This window comes from Bacillus sp. EB01 (assembly GCF_000613125.1).
Taxonomy (GTDB): Bacteria; Bacillota; Bacilli; order Bacillales; family Cytobacillaceae; genus Bacillus_D.
This window is the reverse complement of record NZ_HG964497.1, coordinates 344,560-365,748: the sequence shown is the minus strand read 5'-3', so window position 1 is coordinate 365,748 and position 21,189 is coordinate 344,560. Positions and strand designations below refer to the sequence as shown.

At 44.3% G+C, this 21,189-nt stretch carries 17 protein-coding genes; 13 read left to right on the top strand and 4 right to left on the bottom strand.

Annotation, left to right across the window (positions count from 1 at the left end; genetic code table 11):
- Positions 1–20 precede the first annotated feature (20 nt).
- The 3 genes from TY16_RS01620 (at position 21) to TY16_RS01610 (ending at position 4,416) form a co-directional block, all read left to right on the top strand.
- Positions 21–1,130 (top strand): cytochrome c3 family protein, encoded by a 1,110-nt coding sequence (locus TY16_RS01620; protein WP_043929945.1) that lies wholly within the window; start codon positions 21–23, stop codon positions 1,128–1,130.
- Positions 1,131–1,273: 143 nt separating this feature from the next.
- Positions 1,274–2,305, top strand: a complete 1,032-nt coding sequence (locus TY16_RS01615; protein WP_043929944.1) for a cytochrome c3 family protein — start codon at positions 1,274–1,276, stop codon at positions 2,303–2,305.
- 275 nt (positions 2,306–2,580) lie between these two features.
- Entirely contained in the window at positions 2,581–4,416 is a 1,836-nt protein-coding gene (locus tag TY16_RS01610) for a cytochrome c3 family protein (protein WP_231505672.1), read from the top strand.
- Between the two features lie 177 nt (positions 4,417–4,593).
- Here TY16_RS01610 and TY16_RS01605 read toward each other — a convergent pair whose 3' ends face one another.
- From TY16_RS01605 to TY16_RS01595, 3 genes are read right to left on the bottom strand one after another with little or no spacing between them, the layout of a single operon-like run.
- Positions 4,594–5,124, bottom strand: a complete 531-nt coding sequence (locus tag TY16_RS01605) for a chromate transporter (RefSeq protein WP_043929941.1) — start codon at positions 5,122–5,124, stop codon at positions 4,594–4,596.
- The gene (locus tag TY16_RS01600; RefSeq protein ID WP_043929940.1) at positions 5,121–5,675 is read right to left on the bottom strand and encodes a chromate transporter; all 555 of its coding nucleotides are present in this window, start codon (positions 5,673–5,675) and stop codon (positions 5,121–5,123) included. The genes TY16_RS01605 and TY16_RS01600 overlap by 4 nt, the downstream gene beginning before the upstream one ends.
- Before the next feature lie 11 nt (positions 5,676–5,686).
- Positions 5,687–6,544, bottom strand: coding sequence for a DUF1028 domain-containing protein (locus TY16_RS01595; protein ID WP_043929939.1), 858 nt, complete (start codon positions 6,542–6,544; stop codon positions 5,687–5,689).
- Positions 6,545–6,754: 210 nt separating this feature from the next.
- Here TY16_RS01595 and TY16_RS01590 point away from each other — a divergent pair, with 210 nt between their 5' ends.
- The gene (locus TY16_RS01590; RefSeq protein WP_043929938.1) at positions 6,755–8,296 is read left to right on the top strand and encodes a gluconokinase; all 1,542 of its coding nucleotides are present in this window, start codon (positions 6,755–6,757) and stop codon (positions 8,294–8,296) included.
- Between the two features lie 212 nt (positions 8,297–8,508).
- Positions 8,509–9,610 (top strand): peptide chain release factor 2 gene (gene prfB / locus TY16_RS01585; RefSeq protein ID WP_155922114.1). Its coding sequence is split into 2 segments (ribosomal slippage): positions 8,509–8,580 and positions 8,582–9,610, totalling 1,101 coding nucleotides; the frame shifts between segments, so codons are not numbered across the junction.
- A 438-nt stretch (positions 9,611–10,048) separates the two neighbouring features.
- Here the strand turns inward: prfB and TY16_RS01580 are convergent.
- Positions 10,049–10,342 (bottom strand): septation ring formation regulator EzrA, encoded by a 294-nt coding sequence (locus TY16_RS01580; protein WP_052342555.1) that lies wholly within the window; start codon positions 10,340–10,342, stop codon positions 10,049–10,051.
- Between the two features lie 206 nt (positions 10,343–10,548).
- On the opposite strand from TY16_RS01580, the gene TY16_RS01575 reads away from it, so the two are divergent.
- The 8 genes from TY16_RS01575 to treC all read left to right on the top strand — a co-directional run bounded on the left by TY16_RS01575 (position 10,549) and on the right by treC (position 21,158).
- Positions 10,549–11,364, top strand: coding sequence for a YitT family protein (locus tag TY16_RS01575; RefSeq protein ID WP_043934427.1), 816 nt, complete (start codon positions 10,549–10,551; stop codon positions 11,362–11,364).
- Between the two features lie 44 nt (positions 11,365–11,408).
- Positions 11,409–11,714, top strand: a complete 306-nt coding sequence (cccB, locus tag TY16_RS01570) for a cytochrome c551 (protein ID WP_043929935.1) — start codon at positions 11,409–11,411, stop codon at positions 11,712–11,714.
- Positions 11,715–12,194: 480 nt separating this feature from the next.
- Entirely contained in the window at positions 12,195–12,881 is a 687-nt protein-coding gene (ftsE, locus tag TY16_RS01565; protein ID WP_043929934.1) for a cell division ATP-binding protein FtsE, read from the top strand.
- Positions 12,871–13,755 carry a permease-like cell division protein FtsX gene (gene ftsX, locus TY16_RS01560; protein WP_043929933.1) on the top strand — a complete coding sequence of 295 codons (885 nt, stop codon included), beginning with the start codon at positions 12,871–12,873 and terminating at the stop codon, positions 13,753–13,755. Before ftsE ends, ftsX begins: the two co-directional genes overlap by 11 nt.
- Positions 13,756–13,887: 132 nt before the next feature.
- On the top strand, positions 13,888–15,243 hold the full coding sequence (locus TY16_RS01555; RefSeq protein ID WP_043929932.1) for a murein hydrolase activator EnvC family protein: 1,356 nt from the start codon (positions 13,888–13,890) through the stop codon (positions 15,241–15,243).
- A 522-nt stretch (positions 15,244–15,765) separates the two neighbouring features.
- On the top strand, positions 15,766–17,220 hold the full coding sequence (locus TY16_RS01550; RefSeq protein ID WP_043929930.1) for a S41 family peptidase: 1,455 nt from the start codon (positions 15,766–15,768) through the stop codon (positions 17,218–17,220).
- 700 nt (positions 17,221–17,920) lie between these two features.
- The gene (treP, locus tag TY16_RS01545; protein ID WP_043929929.1) at positions 17,921–19,357 is read left to right on the top strand and encodes a PTS system trehalose-specific EIIBC component; all 1,437 of its coding nucleotides are present in this window, start codon (positions 17,921–17,923) and stop codon (positions 19,355–19,357) included.
- Between the two features lie 133 nt (positions 19,358–19,490).
- Positions 19,491–21,158, top strand: a complete 1,668-nt coding sequence (treC, locus tag TY16_RS01540) for an alpha,alpha-phosphotrehalase (protein WP_043929927.1) — start codon at positions 19,491–19,493, stop codon at positions 21,156–21,158.
- The last annotated feature ends 31 nt before the right edge of the window (positions 21,159–21,189 follow it).

The window sequence follows — 21,189 nt, the reverse complement described above, 5'->3', positions numbered from 1 at the left end:
GAAACGGGAGGTTACGAGAGATGAGAAAGTTCAAAATTGGTTTTTCAGCGCTCTTCATGCTAATTATGCTGGGCGTGTTTGCAGCGGTCGCATCTGCTGAATTTACCCCAACACCAGGGAATCCGGCGGAAGACATATACGTTGGAACTATTGATAATAATGGTGAAGTGAATCAGCACAGAACGCATGGCAATTTCCAAAATAACACGAATTCTTGTGGTAACTGTCACAGCACACATAATGGTGATAGTGCAACACTATTAAAGTTTGAAGAAACTGAATCTGATTTGTGCATGTCCTGCCATGACGGTACTCTTGGCTTCTACAATGTTAAAGGCCAAGGCGCCGGTGCTGGTACATTCAATGAATCACACGAAAGTGCTTCAATGCACAATGTAGGTGAAGTAGCAATTGCTGCAGCTCCAGGTGCATTAGATGCTAAAACTTCTACAGAAGAATTGCAGTGTTCTAGCTGTCACAACCCACACGGTTCCACTAACGACCGTTTGTTAAAAATGACTGTAGCCGGTGTGACGTATTCTACAACACCTATCAAGCTAGCTTTAACTGAAGATCCTGCTTATGCAGAAATCAACAAGAGCTCTACAAATTCCGGATTGAAAATCACTAAATCGATTGGTCCTAAAGAGAATGCTGATAAAGTGACCTATGCGAATTTCTGTTCAACTTGCCATGATACGTATGACACTGGCAGTGGTAAACAAACTGCCCTTGGCCACTATTCGCATACAACAAACAGTTCTTCACAGGGACGTAACTGTGCAAGCTGCCACTATGCTCATGGTACTGACATTACGCTTCTGAAGGATGCGGCTGGTAAAACAATTGCTGATTACACCAAGCCAGTAGCTGACGGCGGCAAAGGTTGGACTCCTGAAAGAGCTACTGAGTACATGAAGGATGTAAGTGCTGGCGGCTCTGCTAACAAGAAGTACACTAACATGGCAGTTTGCTGGACTTGTCATACTTCCAGCCATCCGCTTGATACTCCAATGCCTGCACAAAAAGGTGACCCAACACTTGGAACTGGCGAGCTTTGGAACTGGGTATGGAGCACTAGATATAACAAGATGATTCCTACATTCAACGAAAAAGCTAATATCAGATAACAAGCTGCAAATAGCCCCACTATTTGTTAGCTTACAAAGTTAATAGGATAACAAGGCGGTAATGAATATTGCTGCCTTGTTTTCTATCAGAATACGTTAAATGTATACCAAAAAAGAGAGAGATTTATATGGAGGTTAATAATATGAGCAAGCTAAGAGTAAGCATCACTGCTTTATTCACGCTCATTCTACTAAGTGTGTTTGCTGCAGGTGCTTCTGCTGAAGGGACTTTTACACCCACAAAAAGCAATCCAGCGCCTGGCATTAATGTAGGAACCATTGATAATAATGGGAATGAAGCAACTCACAGGACACATGGTAATTTCCAAAACAACACGAACTCCTGCGGAAACTGTCACAGCACTCACAACGGGGACAGTGCAACTCTATTGAAATTTGAAGAAACAGAATCAGATTTGTGCTTATCTTGCCATGACGGAACACTTGGCTTTTATAATGTAGAAAAGGCTTCCGGCGCTGGTGTGTTTAACAGCAGCCATAAAAGTTCTTCCATGCATGATGTAGGCACTGTTGCAATTGGTTCCGCTCCTGGAGCTTTGACTGCTAACGAAGAAGAATTACAATGTTCAAGCTGCCACAATCCACACGGTTCTGTAAATGACCGGTTATTGAAAACAACTGTAAATGGCAAAACCTATTCTACAAAAGCAATTGACCTGGAACTAGTCGAAGATCCTGCTTATGCAGATTTCAATGCTGTCACGGGTCCAACTGGCCTCAAAATTTATCAATCTAAAGGCCCTGTATTTGTTAATCAGGACCTTCCGGATGTTCCACAACGGGTGTATTCCGATTTCTGTTCAACCTGCCATGAAGACTATCTGAAGTCCAGAACTAATCAAAGAGCGGATGGGCACTATACACATACAACCAACAGCTACAAATCTGGCCGCAACTGTGCAAGCTGCCACTATGCACACGGAACTGATATTACACTGTTAAAAGATACTGCTGGCAAGACCGTCGCTGACTATGTCAAGATGGGCTGGACACAGCAAAAAGCTGAAGAATACATGAAAGATGTCAGTGCCGGTGGATCTTCAATCAAGAAATACACGAATATGGCAGTATGCTGGGCATGCCACCAATCAACACATAAACTGGATACTCCTCCTGTTGCAGGCGGAAATTATTCAGGTAAGCCAACCCGCTAATAAATAATCGCTATGTTGTTATAGAGACAATTAGTTAAGGTAATGAAATAGCCCCACTATTTAATTACCAAGATTAATAGATGGTTAACAAGGTAGTAATAGTAATTATTACTACCTTGTTCCATTTATGTAACGACAACAGGAAAATGTCAAAAAGTATTCCTATAACTATGATATTTACCATTAGATTGGTTGATATAATTTAAGAAAAGAAAGCTCTTTTTTAAATATTGCTAGCTTAAATATAAAGTAGAGGATGAAATGCTGTGAAGAAGATGAACTATTATCGGAAGATAGCTGCATATCTCGTCATAGTGAGCCTTTCGCTTAGTTCACTCCTTTTCTATTCTTCCGGATCCATTGTTTTTTCTGCCGAAAGTGTATATTCAATCGTCATAACATCACCGGAATCCGAGACGATTCTGGAAAATACAAAGGCAGAATTCACTGGAAAAATTTCAGGCACTGTTCCACTGCCGGAAACTCAGCAGTTAAAAGTATATGAAGAGAATGCTGAAACCTTGGAACGAGTGGATATAACGGATACAAACTCACTAAGCCTCAATGAAGCTGGTGAATGGACATTTTCAAGAGTGTTTAGTGAAGGAACACATAAGGTTCTATTCGTCCTGGAGGACGGGAGTGTAAAGTTGGCTGAAGCTCCTATCAATTTTACGATTAATTCGGTACCTGCTGAATCAGACGGCAATAAAGGTTCTCCAGCAGTTGGAGATGTAGAAGAACAACCATCTGACAATACCAGTCTTGAGGAGAACGGAGAAACCGCTTTACCGGCTATTGAAAGTTCCGCGGAGAGAACAGACACTATCGAAGCAACGGAAGTACCTGTAATCCGGCCTCAAGTTACAAGTATAAAGATCATTGCTTCTGAATCTGAAGACAGTGGCTTTCCTGCGGAAGCTGAGGACATGACAAATGTCCCTATTAATGCAAGCATTCAAATTTCCATTAAGGAAAATGGTGAATTAATTGTTCCTGGCGAACCGATACTGGTATTTCCTGAAATGAAAACGGAAAGCCTGAAAAGTGTGGAAACGGCGGAAAATGCAACTCTTATAAGTAAAGATGGGGTGTACGTGCTTACCTTTACTCCGTTGGAACCCTTGCAGTACAAGACGACCTATTATGTCTATATAAATCCGGCTATTAGTAATAAAGATGGCGGGAGGATTTATTCACGGTACTTTAAATTTACAACAACTTCTCAAAATACTGCCCATGATTTGCATGGCAACTATGCTAATAACACAAATTCATGCGGAGCTTGTCATAGCACCCATACTGGCCAGAATGAAAAGCTGCTGGGCGGGAAATACGGCAGTGATCCGGGCAAAGATTTATGTATGGCATGCCATGATGGGACAACTGCTCCAGCACCTGATAAAGAAAATACAAAACATAAGCATACTGCTTTTACCGATAAAGAATCTTCCAATAGCTGTGCATCCTGTCACAATCCTCATGGAGCATGGACACCGGAAAATCCAGGTAAAATAAAGCTTGCTGATCCGGACGAAAATCTGTATGCTACGAATTCTTATTTGAAGCAAGGCAAGGCTATCGGCACCCCCGAAGATTTTAGTTTATGCTTCCAATGCCATAATGGGGACGCCAAAAAGTCCAAAGCGGTGGATATTGAAAAGTATTATAAGGATAAAACAACGGTCGCTCAGTCAGGGCATAATATTACGGCTGTCGATGGCTCCAAATTGAAAGGGCAATTAACTTGTGCAGATTGCCATGAAACCCATGGCTCAAACAATATTTTCTTGTTGAAAGAAAACCTTGGAAATAAGCCGCTTATGGGGTCCGATAAGTTCACTTCTGGCGAGCATAAAAACTGGAACGCTTATGTGGAACGTGATTTCTGTTTGAAGTGCCACAGTGCAAAAACAGCTGATTTTGCAAAAACAGAATTATACGGCAAAACACCATTGTTTAATCCGACTAGTGGAAATCACAGAAGCAAGACGCTCTCCTGCTCGGAATGCCATGGAGTTGGAGATGACGAAGTGGAGCAGCTAAGAAGTACAGCACATGCTCCAAAAAAACTAACTAATCCGGTACTTCCTACAATAACAAAACCTTAAGATACTAGATAGAACCCCTGAATAAATGCTTCAGGGGTTTTGCTTTTTTCTACATATACACTATCGTTTCCTGGGAAATAAATTGTAAGTCCTTGTCGTAAGCTGATCAATTTGTCGAGTTCACTTGCTTTTATGGTAATAAGAAAAGACGGTAGGGGCATCCCTTCCGTCTTTTAACTATCCTAAAAATACCGCCCCATACACCAAGCTTCCCGCAATCACATATGCCGGATGGACATTTAGCTTTTCCATCAAGAGCAGACTGCCAGCCGCCAATACGACTGTATGCAATAGTCCCGGCCCCTGATACGATTCTACAAAAAAGTCCCATGCCATAACACCGAGCAGAGCAGCAATGACAGGGCGGACAATCATTGTCATCCGTTTAACTTTTGGTGATTCCTTGTGTCGCAGCAGAAGGCTTAGCAGGCTAATCATTAAAATCAACGACGGAGCAACACTGGCAAATACAGCAATTGCAGACCCAGCCACTCCCCCGACTTCATACCCGATATAGCCAGCCATTTTTGTAGCAATCGGTCCTGGCAACGCATTTCCCATGGCTAAAACCTCGGAGAATTCGCTGGTTGTCATCCATTCGTACCGGTCGACGACTTCCGCTTCAATTAGTGGGATTGAAGAGGGGCCGCCGCCATAGCCTAGAATGCCCGGAAGGAAAAATGCCCAGAAAATTTTTAAATAAATCATGCTTTGCCCTCCTTCTTTTTGTCTTTCATTAGGAGCGCGCCAAGAAGGAGTGAGAAAATAATGATAGCAGGGTGGACGCCGAGTGCCTCGAGCAAAACAAAACTTGCCACAACAAGAATGATAGTCCATGCCTTGCCGAGCTTAGAACTGGTTGATTTTTTTACAAATTCCCATGTCATTGTTAAAAGCATGACAGCGACAACTGGGACAACAGCTGATGCTGCGCCGCTTACCCATGGCTGGTCCTTGAAGGCGTTAAGCCCGGTCAGGAGCAGAATCATCAGGAAAATAGTTGGAAGGATGGTTGCCATGACAGCGTTTATCATGCCGAGGAGTCCCGCTACCCGGTATCCTATGTATCCGGCGAGCTTTGTAGCAATCGGTCCGGGAAGCGCATTTGCCAGTGCCAGGACATCCCCGAACTCATCACCGTCCATCCATTTGTATCGGCCGACAACCTCCTTCTGTACGAGTGGTATTGAAGAAGGACCCCCTCCGTAGCCGAGCATGCCAACCCGGAAGAAAGCCATGAATAAATCTTTTTGTTTCATTTAATGTCATCTCATTTCTGGTTCTGTTGCTGTAATTTCATATATTTAAGGACGTCGAGATCGATAAAACCTGTTTCCTGTTCCCGCATTTCAAAATTTTCTGTATGAAGATAAGCGGTCAACGCTTTAAGAATATCATCTCTTCCTGCAAAATTGGTTTTAAAATAACCAAGTCTGCCAAGGTGTTCGACTAGTTCCGTTTCAATTTCACCTTCGACAGGAACAACTTTTTCAGGCTTTGAAGGTGCAAAGTAAAGCTGCTGAAGACCATAGATACGAATAAGTTCTTTTATTGGCTGAGGATGGTCATCCACCCGGAGATCGATATAGCGATCGTTGAAGGCTCCGTACCCTCCGCGCTCCTTGACCACATACAATGCAGCGGACTGCTGGCCGCGTGAATCTCCACCAGCCTCCTGGCCTGCATCAAGGGCAGCAAGCAACCGTTCTGCCAGCGTTCCAGTCGTCGAAGTAAACGTTTCGGCCATTTTACCGACAGTATGTTCATCAACGAGGATATTTCCCTGCGCTGCAAAGTGATTGCCGGTAATCCCGCCAGCCCAATTATAGCATTGTGAACCAGTGAAGGTTGCAGGATTACCAAAAGAATCAATAATTCCAACCTGGCGCATTTCCTTTTCTTTATCTTCTTCCAGGATGAGCTTCAATGTTTCTTCTGCAGTTTTCCCCTCAGCCATCAATTCGAGTGCGCGCGGCCCATAAGAAGTATTTGCGTAGGATTGGGTTGCGACTGCACCAACACCAGCCTTAGCCCATGGTACGACTGCACCGACTCCAAGAAACTTGGATTGAACCGCAATTCCCCATTCTTTTTCCACAGGATCAAACCCAATAATTGAAAAGGTCATGAATAACAACTCCTTGTCTAAAAAGATGTATTTAAGATTTCCTCACCTAAATCATTTCGATATCCGAAGAAATATTCCTGCAGCGAGTTAAAATTGTTTAGAGAACAGGATTTTCTGTAATGGGAAGAATGTTTGATATACTTCTTTTATGTGAATGTATTTTATCATAGTAGGTTATTTTATACGCCTTGATCCTGGGGAGGAATTAACGTGGATGTACATAAGAAATATGTAATAGGCCTGGATATTGGGACAACTTCAACTAAGGCATCCTTGTTCACAAAGGACGGGAGCCCGGTTTCTTCAGGGGCTGTAGAATATCCAATCATTCATCCAGAGCCGGACTGGGCAGAACAAGATCCAGACATGATAGTTGAAGCAGTTGTGGAATCAATTAGGACCGTTCTGAATAAATCTAAAATTGATGTTTCCGAGCTTCTGGCAATTGGCATTTCGGCGGCTATGCATAGCATCCTTGCAGTAGATGAAGACGGGGAGCCGCTTACAAATAGTATAATCTGGGCTGATAATAGAAGCCATTTTTACGCAGAAAAGCTTAAAAAAGACTGGAATGGAGAAGACATTTATAAGAGGACGGGAACACCAATCCACCCGATGTCACCTCTTTGCAAGCTGCTCTGGATGAAATATGAACGCCCTGACCTTTATCTTAAAGCCAGTAAGTGGATTTCGATTAAAGAGTATGTCATGTGGAAATTGTATGGTGAATACGTTGTCGATTACTCGATTGCTTCAACTTCTGGAATGTTCAATCTGCAGAAGTTGGAATGGGATGAAGAAGTCCTTAAACTACTTGAACTTCAAAAGGAAAAACTATCGAAGCCGGTGCCGACTACAAATGTGTATCGGCATATGGATAGGAGCTTTGCAGCTGCAATGGGAATTCCGGCTGATTTTCCTGTGATTGTGGGGGCAAGCGATGGTGTTCTTGCTAATCTTGGGGTTGGGGCAATCGGTGAGGGTGAATATGCAGTAACTATTGGAACGAGCGGTGCAATCAGAACAGTTGTAAAGGAGCCGTTGCTCGAATCCAAGGGGCGGACATTTTGTTATTATCTTGCAGACGGAAGATGGGTAATTGGCGGGCCTATTAATAATGGCGGTATCGCACTAAGGTGGCTGAGGGACCAGTTAGCAAGTGATGTTTCAGGACTGGCTGAGAGTAGGGGAGTAGATCCTTACGATTTATTGATTGATGAGGCGGCAAAGGTGCCTGCAGGGGCGGAAGGATTGATTTTTCTTCCTTATCTTTCTGGAGAAAGGGCTCCGATGTGGGACGCAAATACTCGGGGTGGTTTTATTGGAATCACGCTAACCCATCAAAAGGGGCATTTAATCCGTGCTGTTCTTGAGGGAATTATTTATGCTGTTTACAGTGTAGGAGTCCTTTTGGAAAATATGGCTGGAAAACCCGGGGAGATAAGGGTATCCGGCGGCTTTGCCCGTTCAGAGCTTTGGAGGCAGATCCTCGCCGATGTGTCAGGAAAACCTGTGTTTGTTCCAGAAAGCCATGAAGGTTCTGGATTAGGAGCTGCAGCTCTTGCTTTATTTGCAATAGGTGAAATTTCTTCCCTTGAGGATGTGAAAAAGTTGGTTTCTGTAAAAACTGTTCAGTATCCAATTGAAGAGAACAAACAGGTCTACGAACACCTCCATCCCATCTATATGTCTTTGTATAATTCGTTGAAAGAGCAGTTTGATGCCATTTCCGCGTATCAAAGAGGGGAATAAAACAGTTTAATGAAAGGCTGTGTTAGTGGTTATTGTTCATTTTATAGCAGTGTTGATTGGAGCGGAACTCCCGTAACGTCATACTTAATGAAGGAAACTTTCCTGGACGCAGACCCAATTATGCAATTTTTCCCTCACACTTTGGCATTCCACTCATTACACGATATACTGTATAGTGATGAATCTTACGGAAGTTATATGAGGTGATTGATATGGAAATGGCAGATATCAGGAATGAATTAGAAAAAACAGCTAAGCGATTAGCGGGCTTCAGGGGGTCTCTTTGACCTAGAGGAAAAGGAGGCACGCATCGCGCAGCTTGACAACGAAATGCTGCATCCGGATTTTTGGAATGATCAGGACGCTGCACAGAAGGTAATTAATGAGGCAAACGCACTAAAGGAGCAGGTAAACACGTTCATGGAAATGAATGAGTCTTATGAGAACCTTGACGTGACGTTTGAGCTTCTAAAGGAAGAACTGGATGCTGAGCTGCAGGCTGAGCTTGAAGAGGAGCTTATGGCGCTGACAGCGCAGTTGGATGAATATGAGTTGGAAATGCTATTAAGCGAGCCTTATGATAAAAATAATGCAATCCTTGAGCTTCACCCTGGTGCGGGCGGTACAGAATCGCAGGATTGGGGCTCGATGCTTCTCAGGATGTATACGCGTTGGGCTGAAAAGCGCGGCTACAAGGTGGAAACACTGGATTACCTTCCTGGAGACGAAGCAGGAATCAAGAGCGTGACACTCGCAATCAGGGGCCATAATGCTTACGGATACCTTAAGGCGGAGAAAGGTGTACACCGCCTTGTGCGAATTTCACCATTCGATTCCTCAGGCAGGCGCCACACATCGTTTGTATCTTGTGAAATTATGCCCGAGCTTGATGATGATATAGAAGTTGATATCCGTACTGAGGATTTGAAAATTGATACGTATCGTGCAAGCGGAGCAGGCGGACAGCATATTAATACGACTGATTCTGCAGTGCGAATTACACATATACCAACCGGAGTCGTTGTGACTTGCCAGTCGGAGCGTTCCCAGATTAAGAACCGTGATGCAGCTATGAAGATGCTAAAGGCAAAGCTGTATCAGCGTGAGATTGAAGAAAAGGAAAAGCAGCTTGCCGAGATTCGCGGTGAGCAGAAGGAAATTGGCTGGGGAAGCCAAATCCGTTCGTATGTATTCCACCCGTATTCAATGGTAAAGGACCACCGTACTGGTTCAGAGTCCGGAAATGTCCAGGGTGTGATGGACGGAGACCTCGATCAGTTCATCGATTCGTACCTAAGGTCAAAGTTGTCTTAATAAAGTTACTATAACGGTAAACTAAAGAATCGCTGAAGTGGTGACACTTTATTAAATTAATTGGAGCGGAAGGCACGAAGACTCGTTCGAAAATGCAAAAATCGCATTTTCTCCTGCGATGCCTTTTCAAGGATGATTATTCAACGTCCTGCGGGAAAAGCGGGACAGGGGAGACCCCACAGGTGCGGCAGGCGCCGTGGAGGCTCCGCGACCGCCCGCGGAAAGCGAAGTGCCAGGAGCGGAAATTTAGAAAAACTTAAGTTTAAGTTATATAAAAATAAACAGAAAAGCCTTTGCTGCAATAATTTGCTGGCAAAGGCTTTTTTGTAATTTGGGTCTAGTTTGCTAGAAGAAATGGGAAGCTGAATGGGGTGTATCATTGAGCAATTCATAAGCGGCAACTACTATTGCAGTCTCTCTGCAACGGTCTGAAACATTTTATCGGGTTGATCCATTTTTGTTCCTGAAAATTTGAAAATGACTTCTAAATTCTGCTGCATTGTTATTGACTGTTTCCGTAAGGTCTTCAATACGGAAGTCGATGCCATTTAACCTGGTATCAATAACGTTAAGACGGATGTCCATCCAGTTCAGCCGTTTATCAACTCTATTAAAGCGATAATCCAATCTTTGCTCCAATTCTTCAAGACGCTGGTCCATCTTTTCAAATTGCTGGTCAATTTTTTTGAATTGCATGTTAATTTGTTTGAATTGACCGGCCATTTCCGCCATAAATTGCTTCAGTGGAATTACTTGTTTTATGAAAATAGTTTCTTCACCGGTATTATTATGTTTATCATCTCTAGGATGGTATAATCAAAACGGCTTTATGAACCGCTATTTCTGCGGGAATTATCGTATTAACTAAGAGGTGTTTGCCATTGAAAGCAAAAAGAAGAAGAAATCATGATTTGACAGCAACCCCATTAGAAAAAGTCATGGAATATATATACATACTAACTGGCTCCGCTGTTGTCGCCTTATCCTTTAATTTGTTCCTTCTTCCGAATCGAATCGCTTCCGGAGGAGTCAGTGGAATTTCAACTATTACCGATGCAGCATTCGGCTGGGAACCGGCATTTGTACAGTGGTCGTTGAATATCCCGCTGTTTATTGCGGGTGTTTTGTTGCTTGGAAGGCAGTTTGGTATTAAGACTCTTGCCGGTACAGTATTTTTGCCGTTGGTTGTCTTTGCTTCCGCGGATTTCGAGCCATGGACGAATGATCCTCTTCTTGGTGCATTATTTGGAGGAGTAGGGGTCGGGCTTGGTCTCGGTATTGTTTTTCGCGGCAGGGCTTCGACAGGCGGGACAGATCTTGCAGCCCAGATCATGCATAAGTATACTGGCTTGACCCTTGGCCGCTGTGTCGTATTAATTGATGGCCTTATAGTTCTTGCTGCATCACTTGTCTTTGATATTGAAAGGGGCCTTTACGCTCTAATTGGCCTGTATGTAACAAGTAAGACAATCGATCTCGTACAGGTTGGCTTTGGAACTTCGAAAATGGCAATGATTATAACTAGTAAGCAGGAAGAGGTCCGCGAAGGCATTCTAAACAAGATTGATCGGGGGGTAACAAGGCTGTCTGCTTATGGTGGATATACCGATGCGGAGAAGCCTGTCCTGATGTGCGTTGTTGATCAATGGGAGTTCACAAAATTGAAACAATTAGTTAAAACCATTGACCCAACTGCTTTTGTCATTGTTATGGATGCTGCTGAGGTGCTTGGAGAGGGTTTCAAACGGGAGTGAAATTGGTATAATCAACCTGAGTAATTATAAAAGGAGTAAAATACATGAACAAAAAGCTGATTACCTTGATTATGGGTGCTTCCATGGTGCTTGCAGCCTGTGGCGGTGATAGTGGCGGCGGCGATTCCGCAAGCGCAGATCCCCAGAAACTATACGAACAAAAATGTTCAGGCTGCCATGGTGTTGACCTGTCTGGCGGGTCTTTTCCAGAGCTTACAAAAGTGGGCAGTAAATATTCAAAAGAAGAAATTGAGAAGATCATCGTGGATGGAAAAGGCGGTATGCCTCCTGGCCTTTATAAAGGTGAAGAGGCATCCAAGGTAGCAGAATGGCTTTCACAAAAGAAATAAAGCAGAGCGTCCTGTCGAATGGCAGGGCGTATTTTTATGAATTGTTTCAATACGGAATGATGAAAACCAATAGTAATTTTGAAATGCAAACGGATTCGTTAAAATTTTCACAAGCTGTTCAAAAAGGTTTTGTAATCGAAATGTCATAATGACAAGGAAATGACATGTTATATAAGAAAAGCATTAACTTCCTTTAACCCCTGTTTTGACTATATTCATAGTAAAACTTTCAAGTGACAAAATTATCCTTAAAGAAAATATTTCTAGTTTTTTTGTCCAATACAGGATAAAATTGTAAAGGAAAGTTCACTTTGAAAAGAAACTGTAATATTTCTCCCCCTTTTTTTACATGAATTGAATGATATAATGGGTTTGTGTTACAACACACATTGGTTTTTTTGTCAGATAAACAAGAATACTGTCAACAAGATCAGTCAACAAATTGTACAGTCGACAAAAACTAGTAAGGTGATTAAATAAATGATAGAAATGCAGAGTGTTTATAAAAAGTATCCAAACGGCGTTACTGCTGTTAATGGCATAGATATTCGTATAGGCCCGGGTGAATTCGTTTATGTTGTGGGACCGAGCGGTGCTGGTAAATCGACATTTATAAAAATGATGTATCGCGAGGAAGTGCCCACATCAGGAACGATCCTAATAAATGGAATTAATATTGCAAAGCTGAAGCAGAAAAAGGTTCCTATCTTCCGCCGCAACCTTGGTGTTGTCTTTCAGGACTATAAGCTGCTGCCAATGAAGACAGTTTATGAAAATGTCTCATTCGCTCTAGAAGTTATTGAGGAGCAGCCGAAGGTCATTAAGAAGCGGGTTATGGAAGTGCTGGATCTTGTGGGCTTAAAGCATAAGGCTAGAATGCTGCCAACCGAGCTTTCAGGCGGTGAGCAGCAAAGGGTCTCAATTGCCCGTTCCATTGTCAACTCACCTAAAGTTGTTATTGCGGATGAGCCTACTGGCAACCTCGATCCTGAAACATCCTGGGAGATTATGAGGATATTTGATGAAATCAACACAAGGGGAACCACGATTGTCATGGCAACCCACAACAGAGAAATCGTGAATACTATCAAGCATCGCGTCATTGCGATTGAGGATGGCAGGATTGTTCGCGACGAGCAAAGAGGTGACTACGGTTATGAAAGTTAGAACCATTGGCCGCCACGCTCGTGAAAGTATGAAAAGCATTGGCCGGAACGGCTGGATGACATTTGCATCCGTTGGTGCCGTCACTGTTACACTCATTCTTGTCGGTGTCTTTTTCGTTATTATGATGAATCTCAACAAGGTTGCTACAACCATAGAAGAGGACGTGGAAATCCGCGTTCACATCGATATCACTGCTAATGAGAAACAGCAGCAGGTGTTAAAGGATCAAATAGATTCCATCCCGGAAGTTGATGAAATTGTATACTCATCAAAAGAAGAAGAACTTGATATTCTCATTAACAATCTCGGTGAATCTTACAAGCTATTTGAGCAGGACAATCCTTTAAGTGATGTATTTATCGTAAAAACGAAAAATCCCGAAGATACAATGAAGGCTGCAGGCAAAATCGATGCCCTGGAATTTACGGATAAAGTCCAGTATGGCCAGGAAAGTGTTGAAAGGCTGTTTAGTTTCATCGGTGCCAGCAGGAACGTAGGGCTAGCCTTAATTGCTGGATTGCTTTTTACTGCAGTATTTTTAATCTCTAACACAATTAAAATTACAATTATTGCCCGCCGCAGAGAAATTCAGATTATGAGATTGGTGGGTGCAACTAATGCGTTTATCCGCTGGCCTTTCTTCCTGGAAGGGCTTTGGCTCGGAGTTCTTGGCTCGGTTGTGCCGATTGTCTTACTATCTATTGCCTATTACCAAGCATATGAGTTTATCTCGCCGCTTCTTGATGGACATTTTATTCAAATCCTTCCGTTTGACCCATTCATGTATCAGGTATCCGGGCTTCTCATCCTGATGGGAGCATTAATCGGTGTATGGGGAAGCTTGATGTCAGTCCGCAAGTTCTTAAAAGGGTAACGAGTTGTCACAAAGTTATTTGGGTCTTTGGTTGAAGCGAGTATCATGAGCGAAAAAACAATATTTCAAAACGGATGAATCTAAGAACGATTTACCTGTACATGGGTTACATTGGAAAGGAGAAATCGGGAAGTGAGAAAATCAGTCATGGCGCTTACCGTATCAGTTGCGGTAGGCATAGGGAGTTTGTTTGGAGGCACTACAATAAAAACAGAAGCCTCAAAGCTATCAGATTTGCAAAACCAGAAACAGCAGATTCAAACAGAGCGTTCGGGTATCAATTCAGATATCCATGCAACAGATAAGGAAATCCAAAGGCTTCAGGTCGAGCAGGACAAGGTCGATGCTGAAATCAAACGTTTGGATATGGCCATCGGCAACACAAACGAAAAAATTCGTGAGAAGACAGCTGATATCCAGGATACAGAAAAAGAAATTAAGAAACTCCGGGGAGAAATTAAAATCTTGCAGGACCGCATCGCCAAGCGGGAAGAGCTTTTGAAGGATCGTGCCCGCAACTTCCAGGTTAGCGGCGGGATGGTCAGCTATATAGATGTACTCATGGGTGCAACCAGTTTTGGTGATTTCGTTGACCGTGCAACTGCGGTTGCAACCATCATGGAAGCTGACAAGGATATCCTTGAAGAGCATCAGAGAGACAAGGAAAGCCTTGAAAAGAAACAGAAACAAGTTGAAGAAGAGTTGGCCAGCCTGAAAAAGATGAAGGCAGAACTTGAAGTAGCGAAGAAACAGCTCGATTCCCAGCGTTCAGCAAAAGACAAGCTCATGAAACAGCTTGTTAAGCAGGAAGAAGAAGAGCATGACCATAAAATGGGCCTTCAAGAAGAAGAGGCTACGTTAAGGGCACAGGAAGCAGCGATGGCTAAAGCTATTCAGCTTGAACAGTCCCGAATTGCTCAAGAAGCAGAGCGCGCCCGCAAACAAGCAGAAGCACGCGCGGCAGCAGAAGCCGCTGCAAAAAAGGCTGCAGCTGCAGCTTCGAATAAAGGAGGAGGCGGTTCCAGTGCAGCAACAGCACCAGCGCCAGCACCTTCTTCACCAGCACCAGAACCGGTAGTTACTTCAGGTAATTTCATGAAGCCAACTACAGGTGCGAATACATCCGGATTCGGTCCACGCTGGGGAACGTTCCACTATGGCGTAGACTGGGCGAACCGTAGCTCAAACGTAGCGGTTGTAGCTGCCGCGAGCGGGGTTGTTATCCGTTCTTACTATTCGAGCAGCTATGGAAATGTTGTATTCATTGCACACTCCATCAATGGCCAGACATTCACGACTGTCTATGCTCACCTTGAAAGCCGCGGCATTGGCGAAGGTGCGGTTGTTTCTAAAGGTCAGTTCATCGGTTATATGGGAAATACAGGCCAATCGACTGGTAAACACTTACACTTCGAACTTCACAAAGGCCAATGGAACGGCAGCAAGTCCAATGCCGTCAACCCGTTCGCTTACGGAGTTCCAAGATAATAGATTTATAGTTGATAATTTCATATAAAGATAATGGCGGAGGAGCAGAGCTTCTCCGTCTTTTCTGTGGAAAAGAGGCGGAACTGCCCTAACCATTTAGGCTTAGAATCAATTTGATAAAATGAAAAGGCTATGCCTGGGTCGTTGTTCTGCTTGGCTTCGCTCACACCGCCTTATTTTATAGTTTCTATTCATTAAAAGACCCAAGTCCATTGCTGTTTTGAGAGCAGTGCTTTATTGGTTAAATAAACCGGCATCTTGATGTTCCATTCTGAGTGTGCTTGCCGGCGTTACACCCTATATATTTCCTTTTTTGAAGATTAGTAAACTTATTTTTCGGCAAAAAGAGATGGAAGTTGACTCCAGTTACCCTGCTGAAAACTCTAAGATGCGCGAATCATAACTCGTCCATTCCTGCATATATGTATTGTAACTAGGCAAAAGCCGGGCTTTGGTATTGTCTTTTTAAAAGAATGGTTGCCGTATTTAAGAGTGCGGAGCCAATGCTGGGAGTGACGGAGAATGAGGCGGAAATGGATGGCACTAGTGGTGGCCGCCAGCTTAACGGTTGGCTCGGGCGGAACGTATGCAGGGATGAAGTGGCTGGAAGTACAGGAAACCGGATTTGCAGTCGATGTAGCGGGTGTACTGAAAAAGGGCGATTCTAAGGCTGAAACTGTGAACTTAGACAAGGTAGGCCAGGCATACGATTTGATTTACAGCCAGTATGTGGAGGAAATCGATAAGGAGGAGCTGGTTGAGGGTGCTATTCAGGGCATGCTTGCAAAGCTGGGCGACCCTTATTCGGTTTATATGGACAAGGAGACTGCCAAGCAGTTCAATGAATCGCTTGAATCGTCTTTCGAGGGAATTGGTGCCGAAGTTGGAATGGATGGCGGCAAGACGGTGATTGTGTCACCGTTCAAGAACTCTCCCGCAGAAAAAGCTGGCCTAAAACCGAATGATGTAATTCGGAAGGTTAATGGCAAAAGTGTCGAGGGGCTAGATTTATTTGAAACAACCTTGAAAATTCGCGGTAAAAAAGGGACCGTTGTCGAGCTTGAAATTGAGCGGGCTGGCCTTAGGGAACCAATCAGGGTGAAGGTGAAGCGTGATCAGATTCCAGTCGAGACTGTTTTTTCAGATGTAAAGAATATAAATGGCAAGAAAATTGGCTATATCGAGCTGACGTCGTTTGCCGAGGAAACGGCTTCAGACTTCAAGAAGCAGCTAAAGGAGCTGGAGCGTTCGGGAGATGGAATTTCCGGACTCGTAATTGATGTACGCGGCAATCCTGGAGGGCTGCTGCTAAGTGTGGAGGAAATCCTCCGTGAGTTAGTGAGTGGAGAAAAACCGTTCGTGATGATCGAGAAGCGGAACGGCGAACGGGATAAGTACTATTCCACTTTAAAGAAGGAAAAGGAATACCCGGTTGCCGTGCTCATCGATAAGGGAAGTGCCTCTGCTTCGGAAATCCTAGCTGGCGCGCTTGCTGAGGCAGAAGGGTATCCGCTTGTCGGAGAGAAGACGTTTGGTAAAGGGACAGTTCAGCAGGCGATGCCGATGGGCGATGGCAGTAATATTAAGCTTACGCTGGCTAAATGGCTGACCCCTGATGGAAATTGGATTCATAAGAAGGGCATAGCTCCAACAGTCGAAGTAGCGCAGCCAAGTATTTTCTCGACCCATCCTCTTCAGGTTGATGGCGCGTTGCAGGTGGACATGAATAATGAGCAAGTGAAGAACGCCCAGGCGATTTTGGAAGGGCTAGGCTATACACCGGGACGGACAGATGGCTATTTTAGTGCAGGCACAGTCCGCTCGGTGAAAGCATTCCAGCAGCAGGCAGGATTGCAGCCGACGGGAAAGATTGATGCCAAGACAGCTGAGGCTCTTGAAACTGCTATGACGAAAGAACGGAAAAAAGAGAAAAATGACTTGCAGCTGAGGACAGCGTTGCTGTTGCTCGCGAAGTAAGGTAGTAAGAGGCGGGAACTGTTCCTGCCTTTTTCCTGTTTTCATCGGGGGAAGGAAATTTGATTGAATTCATAGTTGCGTGATTTTTTCCAGTAAATGTCTAAATGCTCATATCGGTGTGGAATCGGCTTATGTGAGGCTCATAAGTGAGGTTTTTTACAAAAGATACAAAATGCTGTATAGGTCCGTACACTGGTTCTGTTCCTCCTGTAGAAACATTTCAAAGGATGCCTACATAAAAGCAGTAAAAGATTATCTCATCCTATACAAACCATTCATAACCAATGAAGATTTCCGCAAGTTCACTGGCCTGGATTCAAGGAAAGCGGCCACTAGAATTTTGTCTGCTTTGGATTTAGTTACAATCGGCACAAACAAAGGAACTATCTACTTCCTTCCGCTTCATCCTCTACTGACATGAAATTATTTCCTAATCTCAATATCTTGACTAACTTGTATATACAGGATATAGTTATCAATATAACTTGTATATACAGGATAAAAACATACGCCTAACTCTTTTTTTAAAAAAGAATGAAAGCGCTAAATTATTAAATCACTGTACACTGCAAGGGGGATAATACGGGCTGAGAAATTTATGTTTACTTTTTCCTTTTTGGAGAAAAGTAAGGATGGACCAATCGAATTTTTACAGCCCAAATCGCAAACGCTATCATCTATCATTTTAGGAGGAGACACCATGGATCTGAAAAAGTCAGCATCTGAGATCGTTGATGCAGTCGGCGGCAGAGACAATATTGCAGCCGCAACCCACTGTGTCACACGCCTGCGTTTCGCATTGAAGGAAGAAGGCAAAGTAAACAAAGAACAATTAGAAAACATCGACGTTGTCAAAGGGTCGTTCTCGGCTAATGGCCAGTTCCAGGTTGTAATCGGCCAGGGGACCGTTGATAAAGTATACAATGAAATGACCGGCCAAACTGGCATTGCCCAGGGAAGCAAACAAGACATAAAAGATGCGGCTGAGTCTAATTTGAATCCACTCCAGCGCGCGATTAAGACGCTTGCGGACATCTTCATTCCAATTCTGCCAGCAATCGTTACTGCGGGTCTTTTGCTAGGTATCAACAATATCCTTACTGGCGCTGATATTTTCTACGAAGGCAAATCTTTAGTACAAGTTCACCCCCAGTGGGCTGACTTTGCGTCGATAATCAACCTGATTGCCGGAACAGCGTTCGCCTTCCTTCCAGCACTGGTCGGCTGGTCCGCGGTCACCAAGTTCGGCGGAAGTCCGCTGCTCGGTATTGTCCTTGGCCTTTCGCTTGTACACCCGGATCTCCTGAATGCATGGGGATGGGGTGCCGCACAGCAAACAGGCGAAATTCCTACTTGGAATCTCTTTGGCCTGGAAATCCAGAAAGTCGGTTATCAAGGTCAAGTATTGCCAGTCCTGGTGGCATCATATGTCTTGGCTAAACTTGAAATTTGGCTCCGCAAGAAAATTCCGGATGCGTTCCATCTTCTGCTCGTAGCGCCAATCGCACTATTAGTTACCGGTTTCCTATCTTTCATTGTTATTGGGCCGGTTACATTTACAGTTGCTTCATGGATTACCGACCTGTTCACTGGAATTTTTGATTTCGCCCCAGCGATAGGCGGGTTTGTTTATGGAGCGCTATATGGCCCACTTGTTATAACAGGTATGCACCATACGTTCCTGGCTGTTGACCTGCAGCTGATTGGCAGCACAGGTACAACATTCCTGTGGCCAATCCTGGTTATGTCCAATATTGCCCAGGGTTCTGCGGCACTCGCAATGATGCTGCTTGTTGACGATAAAAAGCTGAAAAGCTTATCCGGTACATCAGCAATTTCCGCTTATCTTGGTATTACAGAACCGGCTATGTTCGGGGTAAACCTCCGCTTCCGCTTCGCATTTATTTCAGCGATGATCGGTTCTGCGATTGCTGGTGCTTTCATCACAGTCAACAAAACTCTTGCTCCATCAATCGGTGTAGGTGGTCTGCCAGGCTTCCTGTCGATCGTACCGCAAAAATGGGCTCCGTTCTTTATTGGAATGGCCATTGCTTTAGTCGTGCCTTTCGTCCTCACCTACGTCTGGGGCAAAGGCCGCGCACGCCGCGAAGTAAAGGTACAGGAAACACAGCTTTAATCTTTAATTGAATCTAAAAAATTGGATACCATTGGCCTCCCTGGCCAGTGGTATCTTTTCTAATACGGATGGTGTACTGCACCATTCGACAAAATCCGGGGAGTGACAGGCACCCCCAAAAAGAGGTGGCAACATGAACGAACCTTGGTGGAAACGATCAGTCGTATACCAAATCTATCCGAAAAGCTTTAAGGACTCTTCTGGAAAAGGTGTCGGTGACATTGTTGGAATCATCGACAAGCTTGACTATTTGAAACAGCTTGGGGTTGATGTCATCTGGCTAACCCCGATTTACAAATCGCCACAAAGGGACAATGGCTACGACATCAGTGACTATTTTTCAATTCACGAAGAATATGGCACAATGGAAGACTTCGATCGGCTCCTGGAAGAAGCCCATTCTCGCGGCTTAAAAATCATCATGGATATTGTTGTGAACCACACGTCGACTGAGCATCCGTGGTTCCAGGAAGCGCGCAAGTCGAAGGACAACCCGTACCGGGACTTCTACATATGGAAGGATCCTGTCGACGGCGGCCCGCCAACAAATTGGGAATCGAAATTTGGGGGAAATGCCTGGGAGTATGATGAGAATACAGGCCAGTACTATTTGCATCTGTTTGACGTCACCCAGGCCGATTTGAATTGGGAAAACGAAAAGGTGCGCCAGGAAGTATATGAAATGATGACATTCTGGTTTGAAAAAGGCGTAGATGGTTTCCGTCTTGATGTCATTAACTTGATTTCCAAAGACCAAAGCTTCCCGAACGATGATAGAGGTGACGGACGCCGCTTTTACACAGACGGTCCTCGCGTCCATGAATTTATGAAGGAAATGAACCGTGAAGCGTTCTCGAAATTCGATAGCATGACCGTCGGCGAAATGTCTTCAACATCGATAGACAACTGTATCCAATACAGCAATCCGGAAAGCCGCGAGCTCAGCATGACCTTCAACTTCCACCACCTGAAGGTTGATTACGAGGGTGGGGACAAGTGGACGCTTGCCGACTTTGACTTTATTGCCCTGAAACAAATCCTGTCCACCTGGCAGGTTGAAATGAATAAAGGTGGCGGCTGGAACGCGCTGTTTTGGTGCAACCATGACCAGCCGCGCATTGTTTCCCGTTATGGGGACGATGGCGAATACCGCGTCGAGTCCGCGAAAATGCTTGCGACAACGATCCATATGATGCAGGGAACCCCTTATATTTACCAGGGCGAAGAAATCGGGATGACCAACCCGAAATTCGATAGCATAGACGACTATCGTGATGTTGAGTCGCTTAACATGTACAACATTCTTCTATCAGAAGGAAAAACGAAAGAGGAAGTCATTGAGATTTTGAAAAGTAAGTCACGTGATAACTCGCGCACCCCGGTCCAGTGGGATGCGTCGGAAAATGCAGGATTTACGACTGGCATTCCCTGGATTGATGTGGCCAGCAACTATAAGGAAATTAACGTCGAGCAGGCGCTGGCCGACTGTGACTCCGTTTTCTATCACTACCAGTCACTGATCGCTCTTCGTAAAGGTTACGATATCATCACTCATGGAGACTATGAGCTCCTGCTCGAAGGTGACCCGCAAATCTTTGCGTATGTGCGCAGGATGGGGGATGAAGCGTTGCTGGTGGTAAATAATTTTTACGGCAAGGAAGGAAGGTTCGAGCTGCCCGAGGATGTTAGCTTTACAGGTAATGATGCACATGTGCTGATTTCGAACTACGAGGATACTCCGCCGGATTACCGCAGCTTTGATTTGCGGCCATATGAATCTCTAGTGTTTCATATTCGGTAATCGTGCTTCTAACAGCTTATAAATGATACAA